The 21,218-nt window shown below is 50.6% G+C and carries 23 protein-coding genes; 14 read left to right on the forward strand and 9 right to left on the reverse strand.

Annotated elements, in window-relative coordinates:
* Positions 1–8 precede the first annotated feature (8 nt).
* The 4 genes from ynfG to clcB all read left to right on the forward strand — a co-directional run bounded on the left by ynfG (position 9) and on the right by clcB (position 3,590).
* Positions 9–626: a DMSO reductase like molybdoenzyme iron-sulfur subunit YnfG gene (ynfG, locus tag ACJHWK_RS08110; RefSeq protein WP_001520568.1), complete on the forward strand. Its 618-nt coding sequence runs from the start codon at positions 9–11 to the stop codon at positions 624–626.
* 1 nt (position 627) lies between these two features.
* On the forward strand, positions 628–1,482 hold the full coding sequence (gene ynfH / locus ACJHWK_RS08115) for a selenate reductase membrane anchor subunit YnfH (RefSeq protein ID WP_020233477.1): 855 nt from the start codon (positions 628–630) through the stop codon (positions 1,480–1,482).
* Positions 1,483–1,524: 42 nt separating this feature from the next.
* Positions 1,525–2,139, forward strand: a complete 615-nt coding sequence (dmsD, locus tag ACJHWK_RS08120) for a Tat proofreading chaperone DmsD (protein WP_001520571.1) — start codon at positions 1,525–1,527, stop codon at positions 2,137–2,139.
* Between the two features lie 158 nt (positions 2,140–2,297).
* Positions 2,298–3,590 (forward strand): voltage-gated ClC-type chloride channel ClcB, encoded by a 1,293-nt coding sequence (gene clcB, locus ACJHWK_RS08125; RefSeq protein ID WP_071593650.1) that lies wholly within the window; start codon positions 2,298–2,300, stop codon positions 3,588–3,590.
* Here clcB and bioD read toward each other — a convergent pair.
* The 3 genes from bioD to ACJHWK_RS08140 form a co-directional block, all read right to left on the reverse strand.
* A complete protein-coding gene (bioD, locus tag ACJHWK_RS08130) occupies positions 3,543–4,238 on the reverse strand; it encodes a dethiobiotin synthase (RefSeq protein ID WP_000919226.1) in 696 nt (231 codons plus the stop codon). The two genes, clcB and bioD, sit on opposite strands and share 48 nt — an antisense overlap.
* 124 nt (positions 4,239–4,362) lie before the next feature.
* The gene (mlc, locus tag ACJHWK_RS08135; protein WP_021523109.1) at positions 4,363–5,583 is read right to left on the reverse strand and encodes a sugar metabolism global transcriptional regulator Mlc; all 1,221 of its coding nucleotides are present in this window, start codon (positions 5,581–5,583) and stop codon (positions 4,363–4,365) included.
* Positions 5,584–5,717: 134 nt separating this feature from the next.
* A complete protein-coding gene (locus ACJHWK_RS08140; protein ID WP_001019534.1) occupies positions 5,718–6,611 on the reverse strand; it encodes a LysR family transcriptional regulator in 894 nt (297 codons plus the stop codon).
* A 106-nt stretch (positions 6,612–6,717) separates the two neighbouring features.
* Here ACJHWK_RS08140 and ACJHWK_RS08145 point away from each other — a divergent pair, with 106 nt between their 5' ends.
* Positions 6,718–7,971: an MFS transporter gene (locus tag ACJHWK_RS08145; protein ID WP_000091840.1), complete on the forward strand. Its 1,254-nt coding sequence runs from the start codon at positions 6,718–6,720 to the stop codon at positions 7,969–7,971.
* A 48-nt stretch (positions 7,972–8,019) separates the two neighbouring features.
* Here the strand turns inward: ACJHWK_RS08145 and ACJHWK_RS08150 are convergent, their stop codons facing one another.
* A complete protein-coding gene (locus tag ACJHWK_RS08150; RefSeq protein ID WP_001299090.1) occupies positions 8,020–8,139 on the reverse strand; it encodes a KPN_01571 family protein in 120 nt (39 codons plus the stop codon).
* A 255-nt stretch (positions 8,140–8,394) separates the two neighbouring features.
* Here ACJHWK_RS08150 and asr point away from each other — a divergent pair, with 255 nt between their 5' ends.
* The 3 genes from asr (at position 8,395) to ACJHWK_RS08165 (ending at position 9,800) form a co-directional block, all read left to right on the forward strand.
* The gene (gene asr, locus ACJHWK_RS08155) at positions 8,395–8,703 is read left to right on the forward strand and encodes an acid resistance repetitive basic protein Asr (protein ID WP_001362115.1); all 309 of its coding nucleotides are present in this window, start codon (positions 8,395–8,397) and stop codon (positions 8,701–8,703) included.
* Positions 8,704–8,795: 92 nt separating this feature from the next.
* Positions 8,796–8,879: a hypothetical protein gene (locus tag ACJHWK_RS08160; protein WP_000233090.1), complete on the forward strand. Its 84-nt coding sequence runs from the start codon at positions 8,796–8,798 to the stop codon at positions 8,877–8,879.
* Between the two features lie 99 nt (positions 8,880–8,978).
* On the forward strand, positions 8,979–9,800 hold the full coding sequence (locus tag ACJHWK_RS08165; RefSeq protein WP_001260850.1) for a trypsin-like serine peptidase: 822 nt from the start codon (positions 8,979–8,981) through the stop codon (positions 9,798–9,800).
* A gap of 38 nt (positions 9,801–9,838) precedes the next feature.
* Here ACJHWK_RS08165 and mdtI read toward each other — a convergent pair whose 3' ends face one another.
* Both mdtI and mdtJ read right to left on the reverse strand, forming a co-directional pair.
* A complete protein-coding gene (gene mdtI / locus ACJHWK_RS08170; protein WP_000046661.1) occupies positions 9,839–10,168 on the reverse strand; it encodes a multidrug/spermidine efflux SMR transporter subunit MdtI in 330 nt (109 codons plus the stop codon).
* On the reverse strand, positions 10,155–10,520 hold the full coding sequence (gene mdtJ, locus ACJHWK_RS08175; protein ID WP_000276149.1) for a multidrug/spermidine efflux SMR transporter subunit MdtJ: 366 nt from the start codon (positions 10,518–10,520) through the stop codon (positions 10,155–10,157). The genes mdtI and mdtJ overlap by 14 nt, the downstream gene beginning before the upstream one ends.
* Positions 10,521–10,931: 411 nt before the next feature.
* Between mdtJ and tqsA the strand changes: the two genes are divergently transcribed.
* Positions 10,932–11,966, forward strand: a complete 1,035-nt coding sequence (tqsA, locus tag ACJHWK_RS08180) for an AI-2 transporter TqsA (protein WP_001520574.1) — start codon at positions 10,932–10,934, stop codon at positions 11,964–11,966.
* A gap of 24 nt (positions 11,967–11,990) precedes the next feature.
* Here the strand turns inward: tqsA and pntB are convergent, their stop codons facing one another.
* Positions 11,991–13,379, reverse strand: a complete 1,389-nt coding sequence (gene pntB / locus ACJHWK_RS08185) for a Re/Si-specific NAD(P)(+) transhydrogenase subunit beta (protein ID WP_000014036.1) — start codon at positions 13,377–13,379, stop codon at positions 11,991–11,993.
* Between the two features lie 10 nt (positions 13,380–13,389).
* Entirely contained in the window at positions 13,390–14,922 is a 1,533-nt protein-coding gene (gene pntA, locus ACJHWK_RS08190; RefSeq protein ID WP_001520575.1) for a Re/Si-specific NAD(P)(+) transhydrogenase subunit alpha, read from the reverse strand.
* Between the two features lie 523 nt (positions 14,923–15,445).
* On the opposite strand from pntA, the gene ydgH reads away from it, so the two are divergent.
* The 3 genes from ydgH (at position 15,446) to folM (ending at position 18,717) form a co-directional block, all read left to right on the forward strand.
* Complete coding sequence (gene ydgH, locus ACJHWK_RS08195; protein ID WP_000769322.1) at positions 15,446–16,390, forward strand: DUF1471 family protein YdgH; 945 nt, start codon at positions 15,446–15,448, stop codon at positions 16,388–16,390.
* Between the two features lie 185 nt (positions 16,391–16,575).
* Positions 16,576–17,958 carry an amino acid permease gene (locus ACJHWK_RS08200; protein WP_000412379.1) on the forward strand — a complete coding sequence of 461 codons (1,383 nt, stop codon included), beginning with the start codon at positions 16,576–16,578 and terminating at the stop codon, positions 17,956–17,958.
* Positions 17,959–17,994: 36 nt separating this feature from the next.
* On the forward strand, positions 17,995–18,717 hold the full coding sequence (gene folM, locus ACJHWK_RS08205; RefSeq protein ID WP_001552898.1) for a dihydromonapterin reductase: 723 nt from the start codon (positions 17,995–17,997) through the stop codon (positions 18,715–18,717).
* On the opposite strand, the gene ACJHWK_RS08210 is transcribed toward folM, so the two are convergent.
* Positions 18,714–19,049, reverse strand: a complete 336-nt coding sequence (locus tag ACJHWK_RS08210; RefSeq protein ID WP_000524861.1) for a GlpM family protein — start codon at positions 19,047–19,049, stop codon at positions 18,714–18,716. The genes folM and ACJHWK_RS08210 overlap by 4 nt on opposite strands.
* A gap of 128 nt (positions 19,050–19,177) precedes the next feature.
* Here ACJHWK_RS08210 and rstA point away from each other — a divergent pair, with 128 nt between their 5' ends.
* A complete protein-coding gene (gene rstA, locus ACJHWK_RS08215; RefSeq protein ID WP_001298660.1) occupies positions 19,178–19,897 on the forward strand; it encodes a two-component system response regulator RstA in 720 nt (239 codons plus the stop codon).
* Between the two features lie 3 nt (positions 19,898–19,900).
* Positions 19,901–21,202, forward strand: coding sequence for a two-component system sensor histidine kinase RstB (gene rstB, locus ACJHWK_RS08220; protein WP_001520578.1), 1,302 nt, complete (start codon positions 19,901–19,903; stop codon positions 21,200–21,202).
* The last annotated feature ends 16 nt before the right edge of the window (positions 21,203–21,218 follow it).

Here is a 21,218-nt window from a genome sequence, read left to right on the forward strand (position 1 = left end):
AGTAGCCCATGACCACACAATATGGATTTTTTATCGATTCCAGCCGCTGTACTGGCTGTAAAACCTGCGAACTGGCGTGCAAAGATTTTAAAGATCTTGGCCCGGAAGTCAGTTTCCGCCGTATTTATGAATATGCTGGCGGCGACTGGCAGGAAGATAATGGCGTCTGGCACCAGAACGTGTTCGCTTATTATCTCTCCATCTCCTGTAACCATTGCGATGACCCCGCATGTACAAAAGTCTGCCCCAGCGGCGCAATGCATAAGCGTGAAGATGGCTTTGTGGTGGTTGATGAAGATGTTTGTATCGGCTGCCGCTACTGCCACATGGCTTGTCCGTACGGCGCGCCACAGTACAATGCTGAAAAAGGGCACATGACGAAGTGCGATGGTTGTTATTCGCGCGTCGCCGAGGGGAAACAACCCATATGTGTCGAATCCTGCCCGCTGCGTGCACTTGAGTTCGGTCCAATTGATGAGCTGCGCCAGAAGCACGGCACTCTGGCTGCCGTCGCGCCACTGCCGCGCGCGCATTTCACAAAACCCAATATCGTTATCAAACCTAACGCCAACAGCCGCCCGACCGGCGATACCACTGGTTATCTGGCTAATCCGGAGGAAGTGTAAAATGGGAAATGGATGGCATGAATGGCCACTGGTTATCTTTACCGTATTGGGTCAATGCGTAGTAGGCGCGCTGATTGTTAGCGGAATTGGCTGGTTCGCCGCCAATAATGACGCAGACCGTCAGCGTATTGTCCGTGGCATGTTTTTCCTCTGGCTGTTGATGGGCATCGGGTTTATTGCCTCTGTCATGCACCTGGGATCGCCACTGCGAGCGTTTAACTCGCTGAATCGAATCGGTGCTTCTGGTCTGAGTAACGAAATTGCTGCCGGTTCAATATTTTTTGCCGTTGGCGGATTATGGTGGCTGGTGGCAGTCATCGGTAAAATGCCGCAAGCGTTGGGGAAACTCTGGTTACTTGTCAGCATGGCGCTCGGCGTCATTTTCGTCTGGATGATGACCTGCGTGTATCAAATCGACACAGTGCCAACCTGGCATAACGGTTACACTACGCTGGCTTTCTTCCTGACAGTATTATTGAGCGGTCCAATACTTGCTGCTGCAATTCTGCGGGCAGCCCGCGTTACATTTAATACCACACCATTTGCCATCATTAGCGTTCTGGCGCTGATCGCTTGTGCCGGGGTGATTGTGCTGCAAGGTTTGTCTCTGGCGTCTATTCACTCATCCGTACAACAAGCCAGCGCACTGGTACCAGATTACGCCTCCTTACAGGTCTGGCGTGTGGTATTGTTATGCACAGGTCTAGGATGCTGGCTTTGTCCGCTCATTCGTCGCCGTGAACCTCACGTTGCCGGACTTGTTCTGGGGCTAATCCTCATACTTGACGGTGAGATGATCGGGCGTGTGCTCTTTTATGGCCTGCACATGACGGTAGGAATGGCTATTGCAGGTTAACAAATTGGTGCGGGGCAACCCGCACATTTCAGGATGTTAGGAATGACCCATTTTTCACAGCAAGATAATTTTTCTGTCACGGCGCGCGTGTTGGGCGCGCTGTTTTATTACGCTCCAGAGAGTGCGGAAGCCGCACCTCTGGTTGCGGTACTCACCCGTGACGGCTGGGAAACTCAGTGGCCTCTACCAGAAGCGTCATTAGCGCCGCTGGTGACGGCTTTTCAGGCACAGAGTGAAGAGACTCGCGCCCAGGCCTGGCAGCGTTTGTTTGTCGGCCCGTGGGCACTGCCGTCTCCGCCGTGGGGATCGGTCTGGCTGGATCGCGAATCTGTGCTGTTTGGCGATTCAACATTGGCACTTCGTCAGTGGATGCGCGAGAAAGGCATTCAGTTTGAAATGAAGCAAAACGAACCGGAAGATCATTTTGGTTCACTGCTCTTGATGGCTGCGTGGTTGGCGGAGAATGGTCGCCAGACAGAATGCGAAGAATTGCTGGCATGGCACCTTTTTCCGTGGTCAACACGTTTTCTTGACGTTTTTATCGAAAAAGCAGAACACCCTTTCTACCGTGCACTGGGTGAACTGGCTCGCTTAACGCTGGCGCAATGGCAATCACAACTGTTAATTCCTGTCGCGGTTAAACCACTCTTTCGATAGGATCACCTTATTATTGCCGGATGGTGACGATTACGCGCAATTCGGCAATAATAGGTTACAGTGTCACGTTTTTTTATCTCTTAAAGCACGCACTGCTTTTGCGGCTGGCCTCTTTTGCCGCAAAATAGTCGCCCGTGTTTCATTGCCCATTTCTGCTCATGCATCATCTACACATCTATCCGGATCTGCGCACTATGTTCCGCCGTCTGCTTATCGCAACAGTCGTCGGTATTCTCGCGGCCTTTGCCGTTGCCGGGTTTCGTCATACGATGCTGCTACTGGAGTGGTTGTTCCTCAATAATGACTCGGGCAGTCTGGTCAATGCAGCGACAAATCTTTCCCCGTGGCGACGGCTGCTAACTCCGGCGCTCGGCGGACTGGCGGCGGGTTTGTTGCTGATGGGCTGGCAGAAATTTACCCAGCAACGCCCTCATGCGCCGACCGATTACATGGAAGCGTTGCAAACCGATGGGCAGTTTGATTACGCAGCAAGCCTGGTTAAATCGCTTGCCTCTCTGCTGGTAGTAACCAGCGGCAGTGCAATTGGTCGCGAAGGTGCGATGATTCTTTTAGCTGCCCTTGCCGCCTCCTGTTTTGCCCAACGTTTTACGCCACGCCAGGAGTGGAAATTATGGATCGCCTGTGGAGCTGCGGCGGGAATGGCTGCGGCCTATCGCGCCCCGCTTGCTGGCAGTTTATTTATAGCCGAAGTGCTGTTTGGCACTATGATGTTGGCCTCTCTCGGCCCGGTGATTATTTCCGCCGTCGTGGCGTTGCTGGTTAGCAATCTGATTAATCATAGCGACGCGTTACTCTACAGCGTACAACTCTCAGTGACGATTCAGGCTCGTGACTATGCGCTGATTATCAGTACAGGTGTGCTGGCAGGTCTGTGCGGACCACTGTTGTTAACGTTAATGAACGCCTGTCATCGTGGATTTGTAAGTCTCAAACTTGCGCCGCCCTGGCAACTGGCACTGGGCGGGTTGATCGTGGGTCTGCTTTCCCTGTTCACACCTGCAGTGTGGGGCAACGGCTATAGCACCGTACAATCCTTTTTAACCGCCCCGCCACTGTTAATGATCATTGCCGGGATCTTCCTCTGTAAACTGTTTGCCGTGCTGGCGAGTAGTGGTTCTGGCGCGCCCGGTGGTGTCTTTACACCGACGCTATTTATCGGTCTTGCCATTGGCATGTTGTATGGTCGTAGCCTGGGATTATGGTTCCCTGATGGCGAAGAAATTACGCTTTTACTCGGATTGACCGGGATGGCGACACTGTTGGCGGCAACCACGCACGCGCCGATTATGTCGACGTTGATGATATGTGAAATGACCGGGGAGTATCAGCTACTCCCCGGTTTATTGATTGCCTGCGTAATTGCGTCGGTAATTTCGCGGACGTTACACCGTGACTCTATCTACCGCCAGCACACTGCGAAGCATAGCTAAGCGGATGTATTGCCCCAGTTCACGCTGTTCGGCGCGCGGCAGATAAGGCAGTTCACCAATGAGCGGTGCCGGAAGTTTTTTACCGAGCACATCAATGATTTCCGCATAATGCGCCAGTCCTGGATTGATTCGGTTAGCCACCCAGCCAATGAGCGGTAGCCCGTCGTTGGCGATCGCCTGAGCTGTTAGCAGTGCATGGTTAATGCAACCTTCCTGAATACCGACAACCATCAACACCGGCAGTTGTTCCTGCACCACCCATTCAGAGAGCGGACGCAAATCATTCATCAGACTGCGCCAGCCGCCAGTCCCTTCTACCACCACATGATCGACTTTATCGGTCAGGTTTGCCAGGCCGTTTGAAATGAGGGTGTAATTGATTGGGCAACTGTGCGCCACGCTACTTTCTTCTTCGCTTAACGCGATAGGATTAACTGCTTCATAAGGCAGTTCGATGGTTGAAACACTCTGCAACACCAGGGCATCTTTATTACGCAGCCCTTCGGGTGTCTCTTTGCTCCCCTTCGCTACGGGTTTATATCCCGCAACCGTTTTTCCCTGGGAGGCTAACGCTTGTAGCAATGCGCGGGAAACCACCGTTTTCCCTACAGAAGTGTCTGTACCGGTAATAAAGAAACGCTTCAGCATCACTAACTCCACCGTTATGCTTCACAAATATAAACCAGGAAAATAATTAACCTTGAAAGTCTAAGTTATGCTTTCCTGGCCCAAATTGAGATAGCGCAAATTTTGGTAGAACAGTTAAAAAATGTTAACCCTGCAACAGACGAATCAACAAAGAACCGTTATACATCGCGTCTTTTACCAGCGCAGCGCCTGCCATCGTGCCCTGGTTAGAAAACTGAGTACTCTCAACGCTAATGTGGTGACTATACGCAGGAAGGGCCTGCTGACGGATGCTATCTGAGATGACTGGGAAGAGGATATCTGCCGCTTTACTTAACGGTGAGCCAATCAGTATTTTTTGCGGGTTAAATAAATTCACCATGATGGCAAGAATGCGACCGACATGCGCGCCTACCCCGGTAATGATGTCTTTTGCCAGTAGATCGCCGCGCAATGCCGCCTGACACAATGAGTCCACGGTTAACGGTTGTCCATGTAACATCGAGCTCATGGATTGATTGAGACGCAGCTGTGCCAGCTCAAGAATACTGTCCACACTGGCGATAGTTTCGAGGCAACCGTGATTCCCGCAATAACAGCGTTTCCCATACGGGTCGACCTGTGTGTGGCCTATTTCCACGAGGCTACTGCTGCCTGCGTGTAGCAGATGACCATCGGTAATGACGCCCGCCCCCACGTTGTGATCGATAACCACCTGAATCACATCGCGCGCCCCGCGTGAGGCACCAAACAAGGCCTCTGCCATCGTCCATGCGCTGATATCATGCTGGATATAAACCGGTACGCCGGTATGCTGCTCCAGCGCCTCGCCGAGCGGCATTTCTTTTACATCCTCGTAGAACGGCATGCGATGTACAATGCCATTTTCCGTATCAATAATTCCCGGCAAGGTTATGGCAATCGAAGTTAGACGCTCAAGTTTTTTCTGGTGGCGGATAAAAAACTGATCGATATGGGAAATGATACGATCCAGCAATGGTGAGTCATCTTTTAACGCCAGTTCCTGCGCCTCCTCCACCACCAGTTTGCTGCTCAGATCGCGCAGAGCAAGGAAAATCTCCCCGCGACTAATGCGCAGAGAAAGATAGTGCCAGGCTTCAGTTTCAACCACCAGCCCCACCGCCGGACGGCCACGGTTCCCCGCTTCTTTGATTTCCAGCTCTTGTACCAGGTGTGCTTCGAGCATCTCACGGACAATTTTGGTGATACTGGCAGGAGCCAGTTGCGCCAGACGGGAAAGATCGATACGCGAGACTGGACCAAGCTGATCAATCAGGCGATAAACCGCGCCCGCGTTGGTCTGCTTTATTTGATCAATGTGCCCAGGCTGGTTTTCAGCAACCACCGCATACTCCCTATATTTTCGCGCTCCGAAATAATCTGTAGGCTATGGTGAAGCACTTCAATACGTGTCGTCAAATTTTTACTTAGGCATGTGATTAACAGCACATTTTTCGGGCTTTTTCGCTGAAATTTCCCTCACCTGAGAGCATTCAGCAGATGAATACGAAAGTTACGCGCAGCCGGACTTTGTTCATGATGTTTCGGCCAGACCAACCACATTTCAGAAACCGCATCCTCTTCAGCAATCGGCACCCAGCGCATTTCGTTGAGCTGAACACGTTTAAATGACGCAGGCAAAATTGAAACACCCAGACCGGCGGAAACCAGACCGATGATGGTCATTGCCTCACCCACCTCCTGAGTGATGACGGGCGTCAAATGGTAACGTCGCATCAGCCCGAGAATATCGTCATACAGCCCTGTCCCGACGTGCGGATCAAAAAAGACAAAGGGTTCTTTCGCCAGTTCAGCCAGCGTTACACTCGGGTTATTTGCCAGGGGATGATCGTGCGGGATCATCGCCATAAGCGGTTCATGGACGATGACTGCGTGTTCAAGCGTCTCCGGTAACGCTGTGTTACGCAGCAATCCCATATCCAGCGTTCCTTCAATGAGCGGAGCGATTTGCTCGCGAGTGTTCATTTCGCGGGTTTGTAAATGGACATCGGGATAATCACGGCGAAACAGCGATAACGTATCGGACACCGCCCGAATAAAAGGAGCGGACGAAGTAAAACCAATGCGCAACTCCCCCGCTTCACCCTGATGCAGTCTTTCAGCGCGAGCGGCAGCGTCATCCACCATAGACAGGATTTGCCGACTATCTGCAAGAAACTGTTTTCCTGCTGCCGTCAGCAATACACTGCGATTAGTTCGTGCCAGCAGTCGGGCACCGATTTGTTGCTCCAGCGCCTGAATCTGCTGACTTAGCGGCGGTTGCGAAATATTCAGGCGGGCAGCGGCGCGCCCGAAATGCAGCTCTTCAGCAACAGCAACAAAGTAACGCAGATGACGAAGTTCAATATTCATATTTAAAACATCTTATTTGAGATTATTAATATATTAGACAGAACAATTCGATTTTCCTACCCTATGTATAAGCCTGATCCACAGGCATATTTAGCAAGGATTTCAAGTGAGCCGTACTACAACTGTTGATGGCGCTCCGGCAAGCGACACTGACAAGCAAAGCATTTCTCAGCCAAATCAATTTATTAAACGCGGTACGCCGCAATTTATGCGCGTCACCCTGGCGCTGTTCTCTGCCGGACTGGCAACCTTCGCACTTCTCTATTGTGTGCAACCTATCCTTCCGGTGCTTTCGCAGGAGTTTGGCTTAACGCCCGCGAACAGTAGTATTTCACTGTCCATTTCTACGGCGATGTTGGCTATCGGTTTGCTGTTTACTGGCCCGTTATCTGATGCCATTGGTCGCAAACCAGTGATGGTAACGGCGCTACTGTTGGCCTCCATTTGCACATTACTTTCAACAATGATGACCAGCTGGCACGGCATTTTGATTATGCGCGCCTTGATTGGGCTTTCGTTAAGTGGCGTGGCAGCTGTTGGCATGACTTATCTTAGCGAGGAAATCCACCCCAGTTTCGTGGCCTTTTCGATGGGGTTGTATATCAGCGGCAACTCAATTGGCGGCATGAGCGGACGCTTAATTAGTGGTGTCTTCACGGACTTTTTCAACTGGCGAATTGCTCTGGCGGCAATCGGTTGTTTCGCGCTGGCCTCGGCGTTGATGTTCTGGAAAATCCTCCCGGAATCACGCCATTTTCGCCCAACTTCCCTGCGACCAAAGACGTTATTTATCAACTTTCGTCTGCACTGGCGTGACCGGGGATTACCGTTATTGTTCGCAGAAGGCTTTTTGCTGATGGGGTCGTTCGTCACGCTGTTTAATTACATCGGCTATCGGTTGATGCTCTCCCCCTGGCATGTCAGTCAGGCCGTGGTTGGCTTATTATCGCTGGCTTATTTGACCGGTACATGGAGCTCACCCAAAGCCGGAACCATGACCACCCGCTATGGGCGCGGTCCGGTGATGTTGTTTTCGACGGGGGTTATGCTGTTTGGTTTATTGATGACCTTATTCAGCTCGCTGTGGCTGATCTTTGCCGGAATGTTACTCTTCTCAGCCGGATTCTTCGCAGCCCACTCAGTAGCCAGCAGCTGGATCGGCCCCCGCGCAAAACGCGCTAAAGGCCAGGCCTCCTCGCTGTATCTGTTCAGTTACTATCTGGGGTCGAGTATTGCCGGGACGCTGGGTGGTGTTTTCTGGCATAACTATGGCTGGAACGGCGTCGGCGCATTTATTGCTCTGATGCTGGTCATTGCTCTGCTGGTCGGGACGCGTTTGCATCGTCGTCTGCACGCCTGAAAAATAAGTCCGGACTGCGGTAAATACCCATCCGGACTTATTGCCTGCTCAAACCAACGTTAATAGCCATCCTAAAATAGACGAAGCGCCAGCCAATTCCCGCAGCGCATCTAGTGTCATCAGGATTATAAGTACCCAAATAAACGGATTCATTTTGCTGTGTGTCATTTATTACTGATGCGCAGTTATTCTACCGCTTTGTAAGTAGTAAAATAGTTAACCCGATCAAGACTACTATTATTGGTAGCTAAATTTCCCTTAAGTCACAATACGTTATTATCAACGCTGTAATTTATTCAGCGTTTGTACATATCGTTACACGCTGAAACCAACCACTCACGGAAGTCTGCCATTCCCAGGGATATAGTTATTTCAACGGCCCCGCAGTGGGGTTAAATGAAAAAACAAATTGAGGGTATGACAATGAAAAAAGTATTAGCTCTGGTTGTTGCCGCTGCTATGGGTCTGTCTTCTGCCGCCTTTGCTGCAGAGACTGCGACCACACCTGCTCCGACTGCGACGACCACCAAAGCAGCGCCTGCGAAAACCACACATCATAAAAAACAGCATAAAGCAGCACCTGCCCAGAAAGCGCAGGCGGCTAAAAAGCATCATAAAAATGCCAAAGCTGAACAGAAAGCTCCTGAACAAAAAGCGCAGGCAGCGAAGAAACACGCCAAGAAACACAGCCATCAGCAACCGGCAAAACCTGCTGCACAACCCGCAGCGTAAGTTATCAATAGTAATGCTGGCGCGCCCCCTCGCGCCTGAAAATTACGGTGCTAAGCGGATAACGTTTAGCACCGCCTTTAGCGGAGGGTAGTATGGTGGGCCGTTATCGCTTTGAGTTCATTCTTATCATCCTTATTTTATGCGCACTGATTGCCGCCCGTTTTTATCTTTCCTGATCGTAGTTATCTGATTTTACTCCCACTTTCATCCCGTCCCGTCTATAGTATTTATGAGGGTTTGCTTTTAATAATCATAATTACCCACCAGAGTGTGATATGCGTACAACCATTGCTGTAGTGTTGGGTGCAATTAGTTTGACGTCTGCTTTTGTGTTTGCAGATAAACCAGACGTTGCCAAATCGGCAAACGATGAGGTCAGCACCCTGTTTTTTGGTCATGATGATCGTGTGCCAGTGAATGACACGACCCAATCACCGTGGGATGCGGTTGGCCAACTGGAAACGGCCAGCGGCAATTTATGTACGGCGACGCTGATTGCACCCAATCTGGCATTAACGGCAGGACACTGTTTATTGACGCCGCCAAAGGGTAAAGCCGATAAAGCGGTAGCGCTGCGTTTCGTGTCAAATAAAGGTCTTTGGCGCTATGAGATCCACGACATAGAAGGCCGCGTTGATCCGACACTGGGAAAGCGGTTAAAAGCAGATGGGGATGGTTGGATTGTTCCTCCCGCAGCTGCGCCGTGGGACTTCGGTTTGATTGTGCTACGTAATCCGCCTTCTGGCATTACACCATTGCCGTTATTTGAGGGAGATAAAGCCGCGCTTACCGCCGCATTAAAAGCGGCAGGTCGTAAAGTGACTCAGGCGGGATACCCTGAAGATCATCTCGATACGTTGTACAGTCATCAAAACTGTGAAGTGACTGGCTGGGCGCAAACGTCGGTGATGTCGCATCAGTGCGATACCTTGCCGGGTGACAGCGGTTCGCCTCTGATGTTGCATACCGATGACGGCTGGCAATTAATTGGGGTGCAAAGTTCGGCTCCTGCCGCGAAAGATCGCTGGCGCGCCGATAACCGGGCCATTTCTGTTACCGGTTTTCGCGACAGGCTGGATCAACTGTCGCAAAAATAATGTTCAAACGCTGCCCGACAGCGCGGGCAGCGTGTTCATCAGGCAAGTTTCACCATGATCATTCCAGCCAACAGCAAGACCAGGCCAATCCAGCCTTTACGATTTAACCGTTGACCAAACAAGATCCAACCTGCGGCTAACGTGGCGGCAATACCAAACCCGCCCCACAATGCATAAGCGACAGACAAGTCGATCCCTTTAACGGCCTGAGAAAGCGCACTAAAGGCAGCCAGCACCGCCGCCAGGGAGAGCAAGCCAAATATTTTGCGACGAAAGCCGTCAGAAAATTTCAAAAAGACGTTAGCAACGATTTCCAGCACGATTGCCAATGCCAGCCAAGCGGCGTGAACCCATTCAAACTGCGCCATGGTTCACCTCCAGTTCAGGTTTACGCGCTTTACGGGTACCTGATTTGATCAATACAATCCCGGCCACCAGGGTGGTTAACCCGGCAATTTTCATCAGCGATAAACTTTCGTCGAATAACAAAACACTAAACAAGGTAATAAATAAAATACCGATACCTTCCCACAGCGCATAAGCCACGCCTAAGGCGATCTTTTTAACGGCGAAAGAGAGAAATATATACGACAGAGAAATCATCACCAGCATTAAAATAAAGCCGCCATTTCCCTCACTGACGCTCGCCCATTTCATAGACAGCGTACCGGTAATTTCTGTAGCAATAGCCAGACCTAATAAAATCCAATAAATATACATTGTCCTTCTCCTGCAAGAGAATTATTTTAATTTTCGCTTAATTCAGCGAAACCAAAGTAAAGTGGTCAAGCCCCGCGCATAGCGTAAGCTTAAGCAGAAGAAAGGACTAAAGCGCGTTGCGCCAGTGCTGCTCACCTACGAGCAAGATAGTGGATGAGGTACGAAGATGGGTAAATGTAGAAAATAACGTCCTGAACAAATTGTCCATAATATTACAATTATCCGCAGTGTTGCTTCTCGTCATCGCGGATGATAATTGTCCTCGGTAGTTGAACACGCCTGATTTGTATCATAGCTTAAGAATTAACTCAAAATATTTTCACTTCTTTACCTGAGCGGTTTGATTTTCGTTATGATGACGGAGCGAAAAAGACATTATTATTAGCAAAGGAAGAAAAAACGGGGACAAGCATGGCAAAGCCGATCATCACGCTCAATGGCCTAAAAATCGTCATTATGTTGGGAATGCTGGTCATTATTCTCTGCGGTATCCGTTTTGCCGCCGAGATCATCGTGCCGTTTATTCTCGCATTATTTATTGCTGTTATTCTTAACCCGCTGGTGCAACACATGGTCCGCTGGCGAGTGCCGCGTGTACTGGCGGTGTCGATTTTGATGACCATCATCGTGATGGCGATGGTGTTGCTGTTAGCTTATCTGGGTTCCGCGCTCAACGAGTTGACGCGGACGTTACCGCAATATCGCAACTCTATTATGACGCCGCTGCAAGCGATTGAACCGTTGTTGCAACGCGTAGGGATTGATGTCTCAGTTGACCAACTGGCGCATTACATTGATCCGAACGCGGCGATGACGTTGCTCACCAACTTATTGACGCAGTTATCTAATGCCATGTCATCAATATTTTTATTGCTGCTGACGGTGCTGTTTATGCTGCTCGAAGTGCCACAATTGCCCGGAAAATTTCAGCAAATGATGGCGCGTCCGGTTGAAGGGATGGCGGCGATTCAGCGTGCGATTGACAGTGTGTCTCATTATCTGGTGCTGAAAACAGCCATCAGCATCATCACCGGCCTGGTCGCCTGGGCGATGCTCGCCGCACTCGATGTTCGCTTCGCTTTTGTCTGGGGATTGCTGGCCTTTGCGCTTAATTACATCCCTAATATTGGTTCAGTTCTCGCGGCAATTCCCCCTATCGCTCAGGTACTGGTATTTAATGGCTTCTACGACGCGTTGCTGGTGCTGGCGGGATATCTGCTGATTAATCTGGTCTTCGGCAATATTCTGGAGCCGCGCATCATGGGGCGTGGGCTGGGGCTTTCCACATTGGTGGTATTTCTGTCGTTGATTTTTTGGGGATGGTTGTTAGGACCGGTGGGTATGCTGCTTTCCGTGCCGTTGACAATTATTGTCAAAATTGCGCTTGAACAAACAGCGGGAGGTCAAAGCATCGCCGTTCTGTTAAGCGATCTCAATAAAGAGTGACGGCCTCCGCAGAGGCCGTCAGGGTTACAGAGCTTTCAGGATTGCATCCACGCTGGCTTTGGCGTCACCAAACAGCATGTGGGTGTTTTCCTTGAAGAACAGCGGGTTTTGCACACCAGCATAGCCAGTGTTCATCGAACGTTTAAAGACAATCACGTTCTGCGCTTTCCACACTTCCAGCACAGGCATACCAGCAATAGGACTCTTCGGATCATCCTGCGCCGCCGGGTTAACCGTATCGTTAGCACCAATCACCAGTACGGTATCGGTATCAGCAAAGTCATCGTTGATCTCGTCCATTTCCAGCACGATGTCATACGGTACTTTTGCTTCAGCCAGCAATACGTTCATATGTCCAGGCAAACGCCCCGCAACCGGGTGGATACCGAAACGCACGTTGATACCACGAGCGCGCAGTTTCTCGGTAATTTCAGCGACAGGATATTGCGCCTGCGCGACTGCCATGCCGTACCCCGGAGTAATGATCACTGAATGGGAGTTTTTCAGCAGTTCCGCTGTCTCTTCTGCGGTGATTTCGCGGTGCTCGCCCACTTCCTGATCATCGCCAGTAGAAGAGCCGTCAGTGCCGAAACCACCCGCAATAACGCTGATAAAGGAACGGTTCATCGCCTTACACATAATGTAAGAAAGGATAGCGCCCGAAGAACCGACCAGCGCACCGGTCACAATCAGCAGGTCGTTGCTGAGCATAAAGCCCGCAGCCGCAGCCGCCCAGCCGGAGTACGAGTTCAGCATCGACACCACCACTGGCATATCTGCACCACCGATGGAGGCGACTAAATGCCAGCCGAATACCAGCGCAATGGCGGTCATTATCAGCAATGCCAGCACTTGCAGGCCGACGCTGTCCGTGCGAACAAATACAATCAGCAGCAGGAAGGAAACGACCAGAGCCGCCAGGTTCATTTTGTGACGGTTTGGCAGCATCAACGGTTTAGACGAAATCTTGCCACACAGTTTGCCGAACGCCACCACCGACCCCGTGAACGTTACCGCCCCGATGAAGATACCGAGGAACACTTCCGTCAGGTGAATATTGACCAGAATCGGTGCCATTCCCGCGTCATGATGCAGATAGCTGTTAAAGCCAACCAGCACTGCCGCCAGACCCACGAAGCTATGCAGGATCGCCACCAGTTCTGGCATTTCGGTCATTTCAACTTTCTTCGCCAGCCGGATACCAATTGCCCCACCAATGACCATCGCCAGCAAGATCCAGCCAACATTACCCGTATCCGGTCCAAAAATGGTTGCGATTAACGCAATCGCCATCCCGGCGATACCGAAGTTGTTACCCTGGCGAGACGTTTCATGTTTCGAAAGACCGGCCAGACTGAAGATAAACAGGATCGCGGCAACAATGTATGCAGCTGTAACTAATCCTCCAGACATATGTTACCCCTTAATTTTTGCGGAACATTTTCAGCATGCGCTGAGTCACGGTGAAGCCACCGAAAATATTAATGCTGGCTATAAGCACCGCGATAAAACTAAGGAAGCTAACCCAGCCGCCCTGGCCAATCTGCAACAGTGCTCCGACAACAATAATCCCTGAAATCGCGTTGGTGACCGACATCAACGGTGTATGCAGCGCGTGCGATACATTCCACACCACGTAATAACCGACAACACAGGCCAGCGCAAAAACGGTGAAGTGCCCAAGAAACTCTTTCGGCGCAACGCTTGCCAACCAGCCGAAAAGGATGATTGCCAGCGCCATCAACGCGTATTTACGCCACGGTGAGCAGGCACATTTTTCCTCAGTTTTCACTTCCGGTGCCGCTTTTTGTGCCGCCTGCGGCTGAGCTGATACCTGAATCGGCGGTGCCGGCCAGGTAATTTCGCCCGCACGGATCACGGTCACGCCGCGAATCACCACATCATCAAAATCAACAGTGATGTTGCCGTCTTTCTCTTTGCACAACAGTTTCAGCAGATTAACGAGGTTAGTGCCGTAAAGCTGTGAGGATTGCGTCGGCAGACGGCTCGGAAGATCGGTATAACCAATCACTTTGACACCATTTTCCGTAGTGAAGATTTCACCCGGCACGGTGTATTCACAGTTGCCGCCGTTTTGGGCTGCCAGGTCGACAATCACACTGCCCGCCTTCATGGAGTCAACCATTTCACGGGTAATTAGCTTCGGCGCTGGTTTGCCTGGAATAAGCGCGGTGGTGACAATGATATCGACCTCTTTTGCCTGGGCGGCAAAGAGTTCCATTTCCGCTTTGATGAACGCGTCCGACATCACTTTGGCATAGCCATCGCCGCTGCCCGCTTCCTCTTTAAAATCCAGCTCGAGGAATTCCGCGCCCATACTTTGAACTTGTTCTTTCACTTCCGGGCGGGTGTCGAATGCACGCACAATCGCGCCGAGACTGTTTGCTGCGCCAATGGCGGCCAGACCTGCAACACCCGCACCAATCACCATCACTTTTGCCGGTGGCACTTTCCCGGCCGCAGTAATTTGCCCGGTAAAGAAGCGCCCAAATTCATGTGCCGCTTCAACAATGGCGCGATAACCGGCGATGTTCGCCATCGAGCTTAGTGCGTCCAGCGATTGTGCGCGTGAGATACGCGGCACAGAGTCCATCGCCATCACGGTCACGTTACGTTCCGCAAGTTTTTGCATTAATTCCGGATTCTGCGCAGGCCAGATAAAACTCACCAGCGTTGTCCCAGGATTCAGTAACGCAATTTCATCATCTAACGGCGCATTGACCTTCAGAATGATCTCTGACTGCCAGACGCTATTCCCTTCTACAATTTCAGCGCCCGCTTGCACAAACGCTTTATCGTCAAAACTTGCCAGTTGACCCGCGCCGCTCTCTACCGCGACGGTAAAACCCAGTTTCAGCAGCTGTTCCACTGTTTTTGGCGTTGCTGCAACACGGGTTTCATTGGTTAACCGTTCTCTTGGTATGCCAATTCGCATGATATTCCCTTCCATCGGTTTTATTGATGATGGTTTGCCTGTGTCAGGAGCCACACAAGCCGCTCATGTACGAGCTAAATGTTACTCCGTTAAAATAAATTAGTAACAAACGCCCTATAACGTACTGAAAATTATGCCTGTGATCTAGCGCCAAAAATCAGTATTTCGGCGTGAACTCGCAAAATATTAACGATTCAGCCGTGATAGTGGGATAAACACCTTAGAACGCCGGATAAAGACTGATAATTGTCTTCGACGGTCAGGTAAAACGAGACATCGCCCCGGTACGAATCACTACTTAACATTAAATTAACTTATACAATTCAGTTGCTTCAGTAGTATTGATGCTGATACGGCTGTTTTTTAAGCATAGACGGTCATTTGAGCAGGATTAAAATTGGCTTAAGGAATGTGATATGAAAAATGACGCAGACAGTTACACCGTTTAAATGCAATAATCAGCCACGTTTCTCGTTAATAACAATACCAGTACCTGGTTTGCGCAAGGCGAAGGATTATTTTTATGAAGCTTAAGAACACCCTCCTGGCGTCGGCACTGCTTTCTGCTACGGCATTCTCCGTTAACGCAGCAACAGAACTGACACCGGAGCAAGCGGCAGCGGTTAAACCTTTTGACCGTGTAGTGGTTACCGGTCGTTTTAATGCTATTGGCGAAGCGGTGAAAGCCGTTTCTCGTCGCGCAGATAAAGAAGGTGCCGCCTCTTTTTATGTTGTCGACACTTCTGATTTTGGTAACAGCGGTAACTGGCGTGTGGTCGCTGACCTCTATAAAGCCGATGCTGAAAAAGCAGAAGAAACAAGTAATCGCGTAATTAACGGTGTTGTCGAACTGCCGAAAGATCAGGCTGTTCTGATTGAACCGTTTGACACGGTCACCGTCCAGGGCTTTTATCGTAGCCAGCCAGAAGTCAATGATGCCATCACCAAAGCAGCAAAAGCGAAAGGTGCCTACTCTTTCTACATTGTTCGTCAAATCGATGCCAACCAGGGCGGCAACCAGCGTATTACTGCATTCATCTATAAAAAAGATGCTAAGAAACGTATCGTCCAGAGCCCGGATGTGATCCCGGCAGATTCCGAAGCAGGACGTGCAGCTCTGGCTGCCGGTGGCGAAGCTGCGAAGAAAGTTGAGATCCCGGGTGTTGCGACTACCGCATCACCAAGTTCTGAAGTCGGTCGCTTCTTTGAAACCCAGTCATCAAAAGGCGGGCGTTACACCGTCACGCTCCCGGATGGCACTAAAGTCGAAGAACTGAACAAAGCGACCGCAGCGATGATGGTCCCGTTCGACAGCATCAAATTCTCTGGCAACTACGGCAACATGACCGAAGTCTCCTATCAGGTTGCGAAACGTGCCGCGAAGAAAGGTGCTAAGTATTACCACATCACCCGCCAGTGGCAGGAACGTGGTAATAACCTGACCGTCAGCGCAGATCTGTATAAATAACTATTCAGTTACTCCTATAAGGCGGCTTGATGCCGCCTTTCGCATTTTTAGTCACAAATTTCCCCGCGACCATTGCATGCAGACACATCTCTTCGTAAAATCCGGCGCTTCAGTGGCAAACTCCATTTTTATGCGTTTTGCCCTAATATTTATTCTTCTTATCACGTTTTAATCACTGGATATCGATGGAAAAGAAACTGGGACTGAGCGCACTCACCGCGCTGGTATTAAGCTCAATGCTGGGCGCGGGTGTTTTCAGTCTGCCGCAAAATATGGCGGCAGTTGCCAGCCCGGCAGCACTGCTCATCGGCTGGGGTATTACTGGTGCTGGTATTTTATTACTGGCCTTTGCCATGCTGATCCTCACGCGCATTCGTCCCGAACTTGACGGCGGTATCTTTACCTATGCCCGCGAAGGGTTTGGCGAGCTAATCGGCTTTTGTTCCGCATGGGGATACTGGCTGTGCGCGGTCATCGCCAACGTCTCCTATCTGGTGATCGTTTTTTCCGCGTTAAGCTTTTTTACGGACACGCCGGAATTGCGCCTGTTTGGCGATGGTAATACCTGGCAATCGATAGTCGGTGCATCGGCTTTATTGTGGATTGTTCACTTTTTGATCCTGCGCGGGGTGCAAACCGCTGCCAGCATTAACCTGGTGGCGACACTGGCAAAATTGTTGCCGCTGGGTCTGTTTGTTGTGCTGGCGATGATGATGTTCAAACTGGATACCTTCAAGCTCGACTTCACCGGACTTGCACTTGGCGTACCCGTTTGGGAACAGGTGAAAAACACCATGCTGATCACCCTGTGGGTTTTCATTGGTGTGGAAGGTGCCGTGGTTGTTTCTGCGCGTGCGCGTAATAAACGTGATGTTGGCAAAGCGACACTGCTGGCGGTTCTCTCCGCTCTGGGCGTTTACTTGCTGGTAACGCTGCTTTCGCTGGGTGTGGTGGCACGTCCTGAACTGGCTGAAATTCGTAACCCGTCAATGGCCGGTCTGATGGTGGAAATGATGGGACCATGGGGCGAAATCATCATCGCAGCCGGTTTGATCGTTTCCGTTTGCGGCGCGTACTTAAGCTGGACCATCATGGCAGCAGAAGTTCCGTTCCTTGCAGCCACCCATAAAGCATTCCCGCGCATTTTTGCGCGCCAGAACGCACAAGCTGCGCCATCCGCCTCACTGTGGTTGACCAACATCTGCGTGCAAATTTGTCTGGTACTCATCTGGCTGACCGGTTCCGATTACAACACGTTGCTGACCATCGCCTCAGAAATGATTCTGGTGCCCTATTTCCTGGTCGGCGCGTTCTTGCTGAAAATCGCAACCCGTCCACTGCATAAGGCGGTAGGTGTCGGTGCCTGCATTTATGGCTTATGGTTACTGTACGCCTCTGGTCCAATGCACTTGCTGTTATCCGTTGTTCTGTATGCGCCGGGGCTGCTGGTTTTCCTGTACGCGCGTAAAACGCATACCCATGATAATGTACTGAATCGTCAGGAAATGGTGCTGATTGGCATGCTGTTAATTGCCTCAGTTCCGGCGACCTGGATGCTGGTGGGATAACGTTCATCCCATCGTTGGATAGCAAAGGAGATCACGATGGGTAAAACCCAGCCCTTGCCAATATTAATTACTGGCGGAGGTCGCCGCATCGGCCTCGCCCTCGCATGGCATTTCATTAATCAAAAGCAACCGGTGATTGTCAGCTATCGGACGCACTATCCCGCCATTGATGGACTGATTAAAGCAGGTGCGCAGTGTATTCAGGCTGATTTTTCGACCAACGACGGTGTGATGGCGTTTGCCGATGAAGTACTAAAAAGCACCCATGGTCTGCGTGCTATTTTGCATAACGCCAGCGCGTGGATGGCGGAAAAACCGGGAGCGCCACTGACCGACGTACTGGCTTGCATGATGCAGATCCACGTTAATACCCCATACCTGCTCAACCATGCACTGGAAAGATTACTGCGTGGGCACGGACACGCCGCCAGCGATATCATTCACTTTACCGATTATGTGGTGGAGCGCGGTAGCGACAAACATATTGCCTATGCTGCAAGCAAAGCGGCACTGGATAATATGACTCGCTCGTTTGCCCGCAAGCTGGCACCGGAAGTGAAAGTGAATTCTATTGCGCCATCGCTGATCCTGTTTAATGAACATGATGATGCCGAATATCGACAACAGGCGCTGAATAAATCACTGATGAAAACCGCGCCTGGCGAGAAAGAAGTGATCGACCTGGTCGATTACTTACTTACCAGCTGCTTTGTCACCGGACGCAGTTTCCCTCTTGATGGCGGTCGTCATCTGCGTTAATGCAGCTTTATCCAGCATATAATCAACACCCATGCGCTTATCCCCCAACACGCAACAGAACCAACAAAAGCGGCGGGCAAGCGCATCATTCCGGTGAAATACCACAGCGACGCCAGGTAAACAAAATAGGGAATAATCGACCACATACTAAAAATGATGGTTGCGCGTAAGGCTTCAATGCCGCGTTCGCTGGCAACAATATAATGCGCGATAAGCGCAAAGGTCGGGAAAAGTGGTATCAGCCCGGCGATATAATAATTTTTCGTTTTTGCTAAAACACCAATCAACAGCACTACCAGCGCACCGAGCGCGGCTTTGATTACCAGCCCCATCTTTTTACCTTAACACTTCCATAACAAGTCATCAGTAGAATACCTGATGAAACCTTGTTTAGAAACGATTGATAGTAAGTAAAAACAGTGCGGTGTATTGTGACGTTTTTATATCTACCGTGAATGTTATGAACACTATCGTATTTGTGGAAGATGATGCGGAAGTCGGTGCACTGATTGCTGCGTACCTGGCAAAACATGATATGCAGGTTACCGTAGAGCCGCGCGGCGACCGGGCCGAAGAAACTATTCTGCGAGAAAATCCGGATTTGGTGTTACTCGACATCATGCTACCAGGCAAGGACGGCATGACCATTTGTCGTGATTTACGCGCAAAGTGGTCCGGACCGATTGTTCTTCTAACCTCTCTCGATAGCGATATGAACCACATCCTGGCACTGGAAATGGGCGCCTGCGACTATATTCTCAAAACGACGCCCCCTGCTGTTTTGCTAGCGCGTTTACGTTTGCATTTGCGTCAGAATGAGCAAGCTACAGTGACCAAAGGTATTCAGGAAACGTCTCTGACTCCCTACAAAGCCCTGCATTTCGGCACGTTGACCATCGATCCCATCAACCGCGTAGTCACCCTGGCTAACACTGAAATCTCGCTCTCGACAGCTGATTTCGAATTATTGTGGGAATTAGCTACCCATGCCGGGCAAATCATGGACCGCGATGCATTGCTGAAAAATTTACGCGGCGTCAGTTATGACGGTCTGGATCGTAGCGTGGACGTGGCTATTTCGCGGTTAAGAAAAAAACTGCTCGATAACGCCGCAGAACCTTATCGTATTAAAACCGTGCGTAACAAAGGCTATCTTTTTGCGCCTCATGCGTGGGAATAAGCGATGAAAAAACTGTTTATCCAGTTTTACCTGTTATTGTTTGTCTGCTTCCTTGTGATGTCTCTGCTGGTCGGGCTGGTGTACAAATTTACCGCCGAACGCGCAGGCAAACAGTCGCTGGATGATTTGATGAACAGTTCGCTGTATCTGATGCGCAGCGAATTGCGTGAGATCCCCCCACACGATTGGGGTAAGACGCTGAAGGAGATGGATTTAAATCTCTCTTTCGATCTGCGTGTCGAGCCGCTGAGTAAATATCATCTTGATGATATTTCCATGCACCGGCTGCGTGGTGGCGAAATTGTCGCCCTGGACGATCAGTACACTTTTTTGCAACGTATCCCGCGCAGCCACTACGTGCTGGCAGTTGGTCCTGTTCCTTATCTTTATTACCTCCATCAGATGCGATTACTGGATATCGCCCTGATCGCTTTTATTGCCATTTCCCTCGCCTTTCCGGTGTTTATCTGGATGCGTCCGCACTGGCAGGATATGTTAAAACTGGAAGCAGCGGCGCAACGATTTGGCGATGGGCATCTCAGTGAGCGTATCCACTTTGATGAAGGTTCGAGCTTTGAACGACTTGGCGTCGCATTTAACCAGATGGCGGACAATATCAACGCCTTGATTGCCAGCAAAAAACAGCTTATCGACGGTATCGCTCACGAACTGCGAACACCGTTAGTGCGCCTGCGTTATCGACTGGAGATGAGCGATAACCTGAGCGCCGCCGAATCCCAGGCGTTGAATCGCGATATCAGTCAACTTGAAGCTTTAATTGAAGAGCTGCTGACTTATGCCCGACTCGATCGCCCACAAAATGAGCTTCATCTTAGCGAACCAGACCTGCCGTTGTGGCTGTCAACGCATCTGGCAGACATTCAGGCAGTAACGCCCGATAAAACGGTACGGATTAAAACGCTAGCGCAAGGCCATTATGCGGCGTTGGATATGCGCTTAATGGAGCGCGTGCTGGATAATTTGCTCAATAACGCCCTGCACTACTGTCACTCAACGGTTGAAACCAGCCTGCTACTGTCGGGGAATAGAGCGACATTAATTGTTGAGGATGATGGCCCAGGGATTGCCCCAGAAAACCGCGAACATATCTTTGAACCTTTTGTTCGCCTCGATCCCAGCCGGGATCGCTCAACCGGCGGCTGCGGGCTGGGGTTGGCGATTGTCCACTCTATAGCACTGGCAATGGGCGGTACGGTTAATTGTGACACCAGCGAACTGGGTGGTGCCCGCTTCTCGTTTAGCTGGCCGTTATGGCATAACATCCCGCAATTTACCTCTGCCTGACACTACGCGCACGGTG

Origin of the sequence: Escherichia sp. WS547 (genome assembly GCF_046486065.1) — a bacterium.
GTDB lineage: Bacteria > Pseudomonadota > Gammaproteobacteria > Enterobacterales > Enterobacteriaceae > Escherichia > Escherichia coli.

Excerpts from the sequence above, each read along its gene's own strand:
- ACJHWK_RS08165 (WP_001260850.1), top strand. The coding sequence starts at position 8,979 with ATGCGTACAACCATTGCTGTAGTGTTGGGTGCAATTAGTTTGACGTCT.
- ACJHWK_RS08160 (WP_000233090.1), top strand. The coding sequence starts at position 8,796 with ATGGTGGGCCGTTATCGCTTTGAGTTCATTCTTATCATCCTTATTTTA.
- rstB (WP_001520578.1), top strand. The coding sequence starts at position 19,901 with ATGAAAAAACTGTTTATCCAGTTTTACCTGTTATTGTTTGTCTGCTTC.
- mdtJ (WP_000276149.1), bottom strand. The coding sequence starts at position 10,520 with ATGTATATTTATTGGATTTTATTAGGTCTGGCTATTGCTACAGAAATT.
- clcB (WP_071593650.1), top strand. The coding sequence starts at position 2,298 with ATGCATCATCTACACATCTATCCGGATCTGCGCACTATGTTCCGCCGT.
- asr (WP_001362115.1), top strand. The coding sequence starts at position 8,395 with ATGAAAAAAGTATTAGCTCTGGTTGTTGCCGCTGCTATGGGTCTGTCT.
- ynfH (WP_020233477.1), top strand. The coding sequence starts at position 628 with ATGGGAAATGGATGGCATGAATGGCCACTGGTTATCTTTACCGTATTG.
- dmsD (WP_001520571.1), top strand. The coding sequence starts at position 1,525 with ATGACCCATTTTTCACAGCAAGATAATTTTTCTGTCACGGCGCGCGTG.
- folM (WP_001552898.1), top strand. The coding sequence starts at position 17,995 with ATGGGTAAAACCCAGCCCTTGCCAATATTAATTACTGGCGGAGGTCGC.
- ACJHWK_RS08150 (WP_001299090.1), bottom strand. The coding sequence starts at position 8,139 with ATGACACACAGCAAAATGAATCCGTTTATTTGGGTACTTATAATCCTG.
- ACJHWK_RS08210 (WP_000524861.1), bottom strand. The coding sequence starts at position 19,049 with ATGGGGCTGGTAATCAAAGCCGCGCTCGGTGCGCTGGTAGTGCTGTTG.
- ydgH (WP_000769322.1), top strand. The coding sequence starts at position 15,446 with ATGAAGCTTAAGAACACCCTCCTGGCGTCGGCACTGCTTTCTGCTACG.
- tqsA (WP_001520574.1), top strand. The coding sequence starts at position 10,932 with ATGGCAAAGCCGATCATCACGCTCAATGGCCTAAAAATCGTCATTATG.
- mdtI (WP_000046661.1), bottom strand. The coding sequence starts at position 10,168 with ATGGCGCAGTTTGAATGGGTTCACGCCGCTTGGCTGGCATTGGCAATC.
- bioD (WP_000919226.1), bottom strand. The coding sequence starts at position 4,238 with ATGCTGAAGCGTTTCTTTATTACCGGTACAGACACTTCTGTAGGGAAA.
- rstA (WP_001298660.1), top strand. The coding sequence starts at position 19,178 with ATGAACACTATCGTATTTGTGGAAGATGATGCGGAAGTCGGTGCACTG.
- ACJHWK_RS08200 (WP_000412379.1), top strand. The coding sequence starts at position 16,576 with ATGGAAAAGAAACTGGGACTGAGCGCACTCACCGCGCTGGTATTAAGC.
- ynfG (WP_001520568.1), top strand. The coding sequence starts at position 9 with ATGACCACACAATATGGATTTTTTATCGATTCCAGCCGCTGTACTGGC.
- pntB (WP_000014036.1), bottom strand. The coding sequence starts at position 13,379 with ATGTCTGGAGGATTAGTTACAGCTGCATACATTGTTGCCGCGATCCTG.
- ACJHWK_RS08140 (WP_001019534.1), bottom strand. The coding sequence starts at position 6,611 with ATGAATATTGAACTTCGTCATCTGCGTTACTTTGTTGCTGTTGCTGAA.
- pntA (WP_001520575.1), bottom strand. The coding sequence starts at position 14,922 with ATGCGAATTGGCATACCAAGAGAACGGTTAACCAATGAAACCCGTGTT.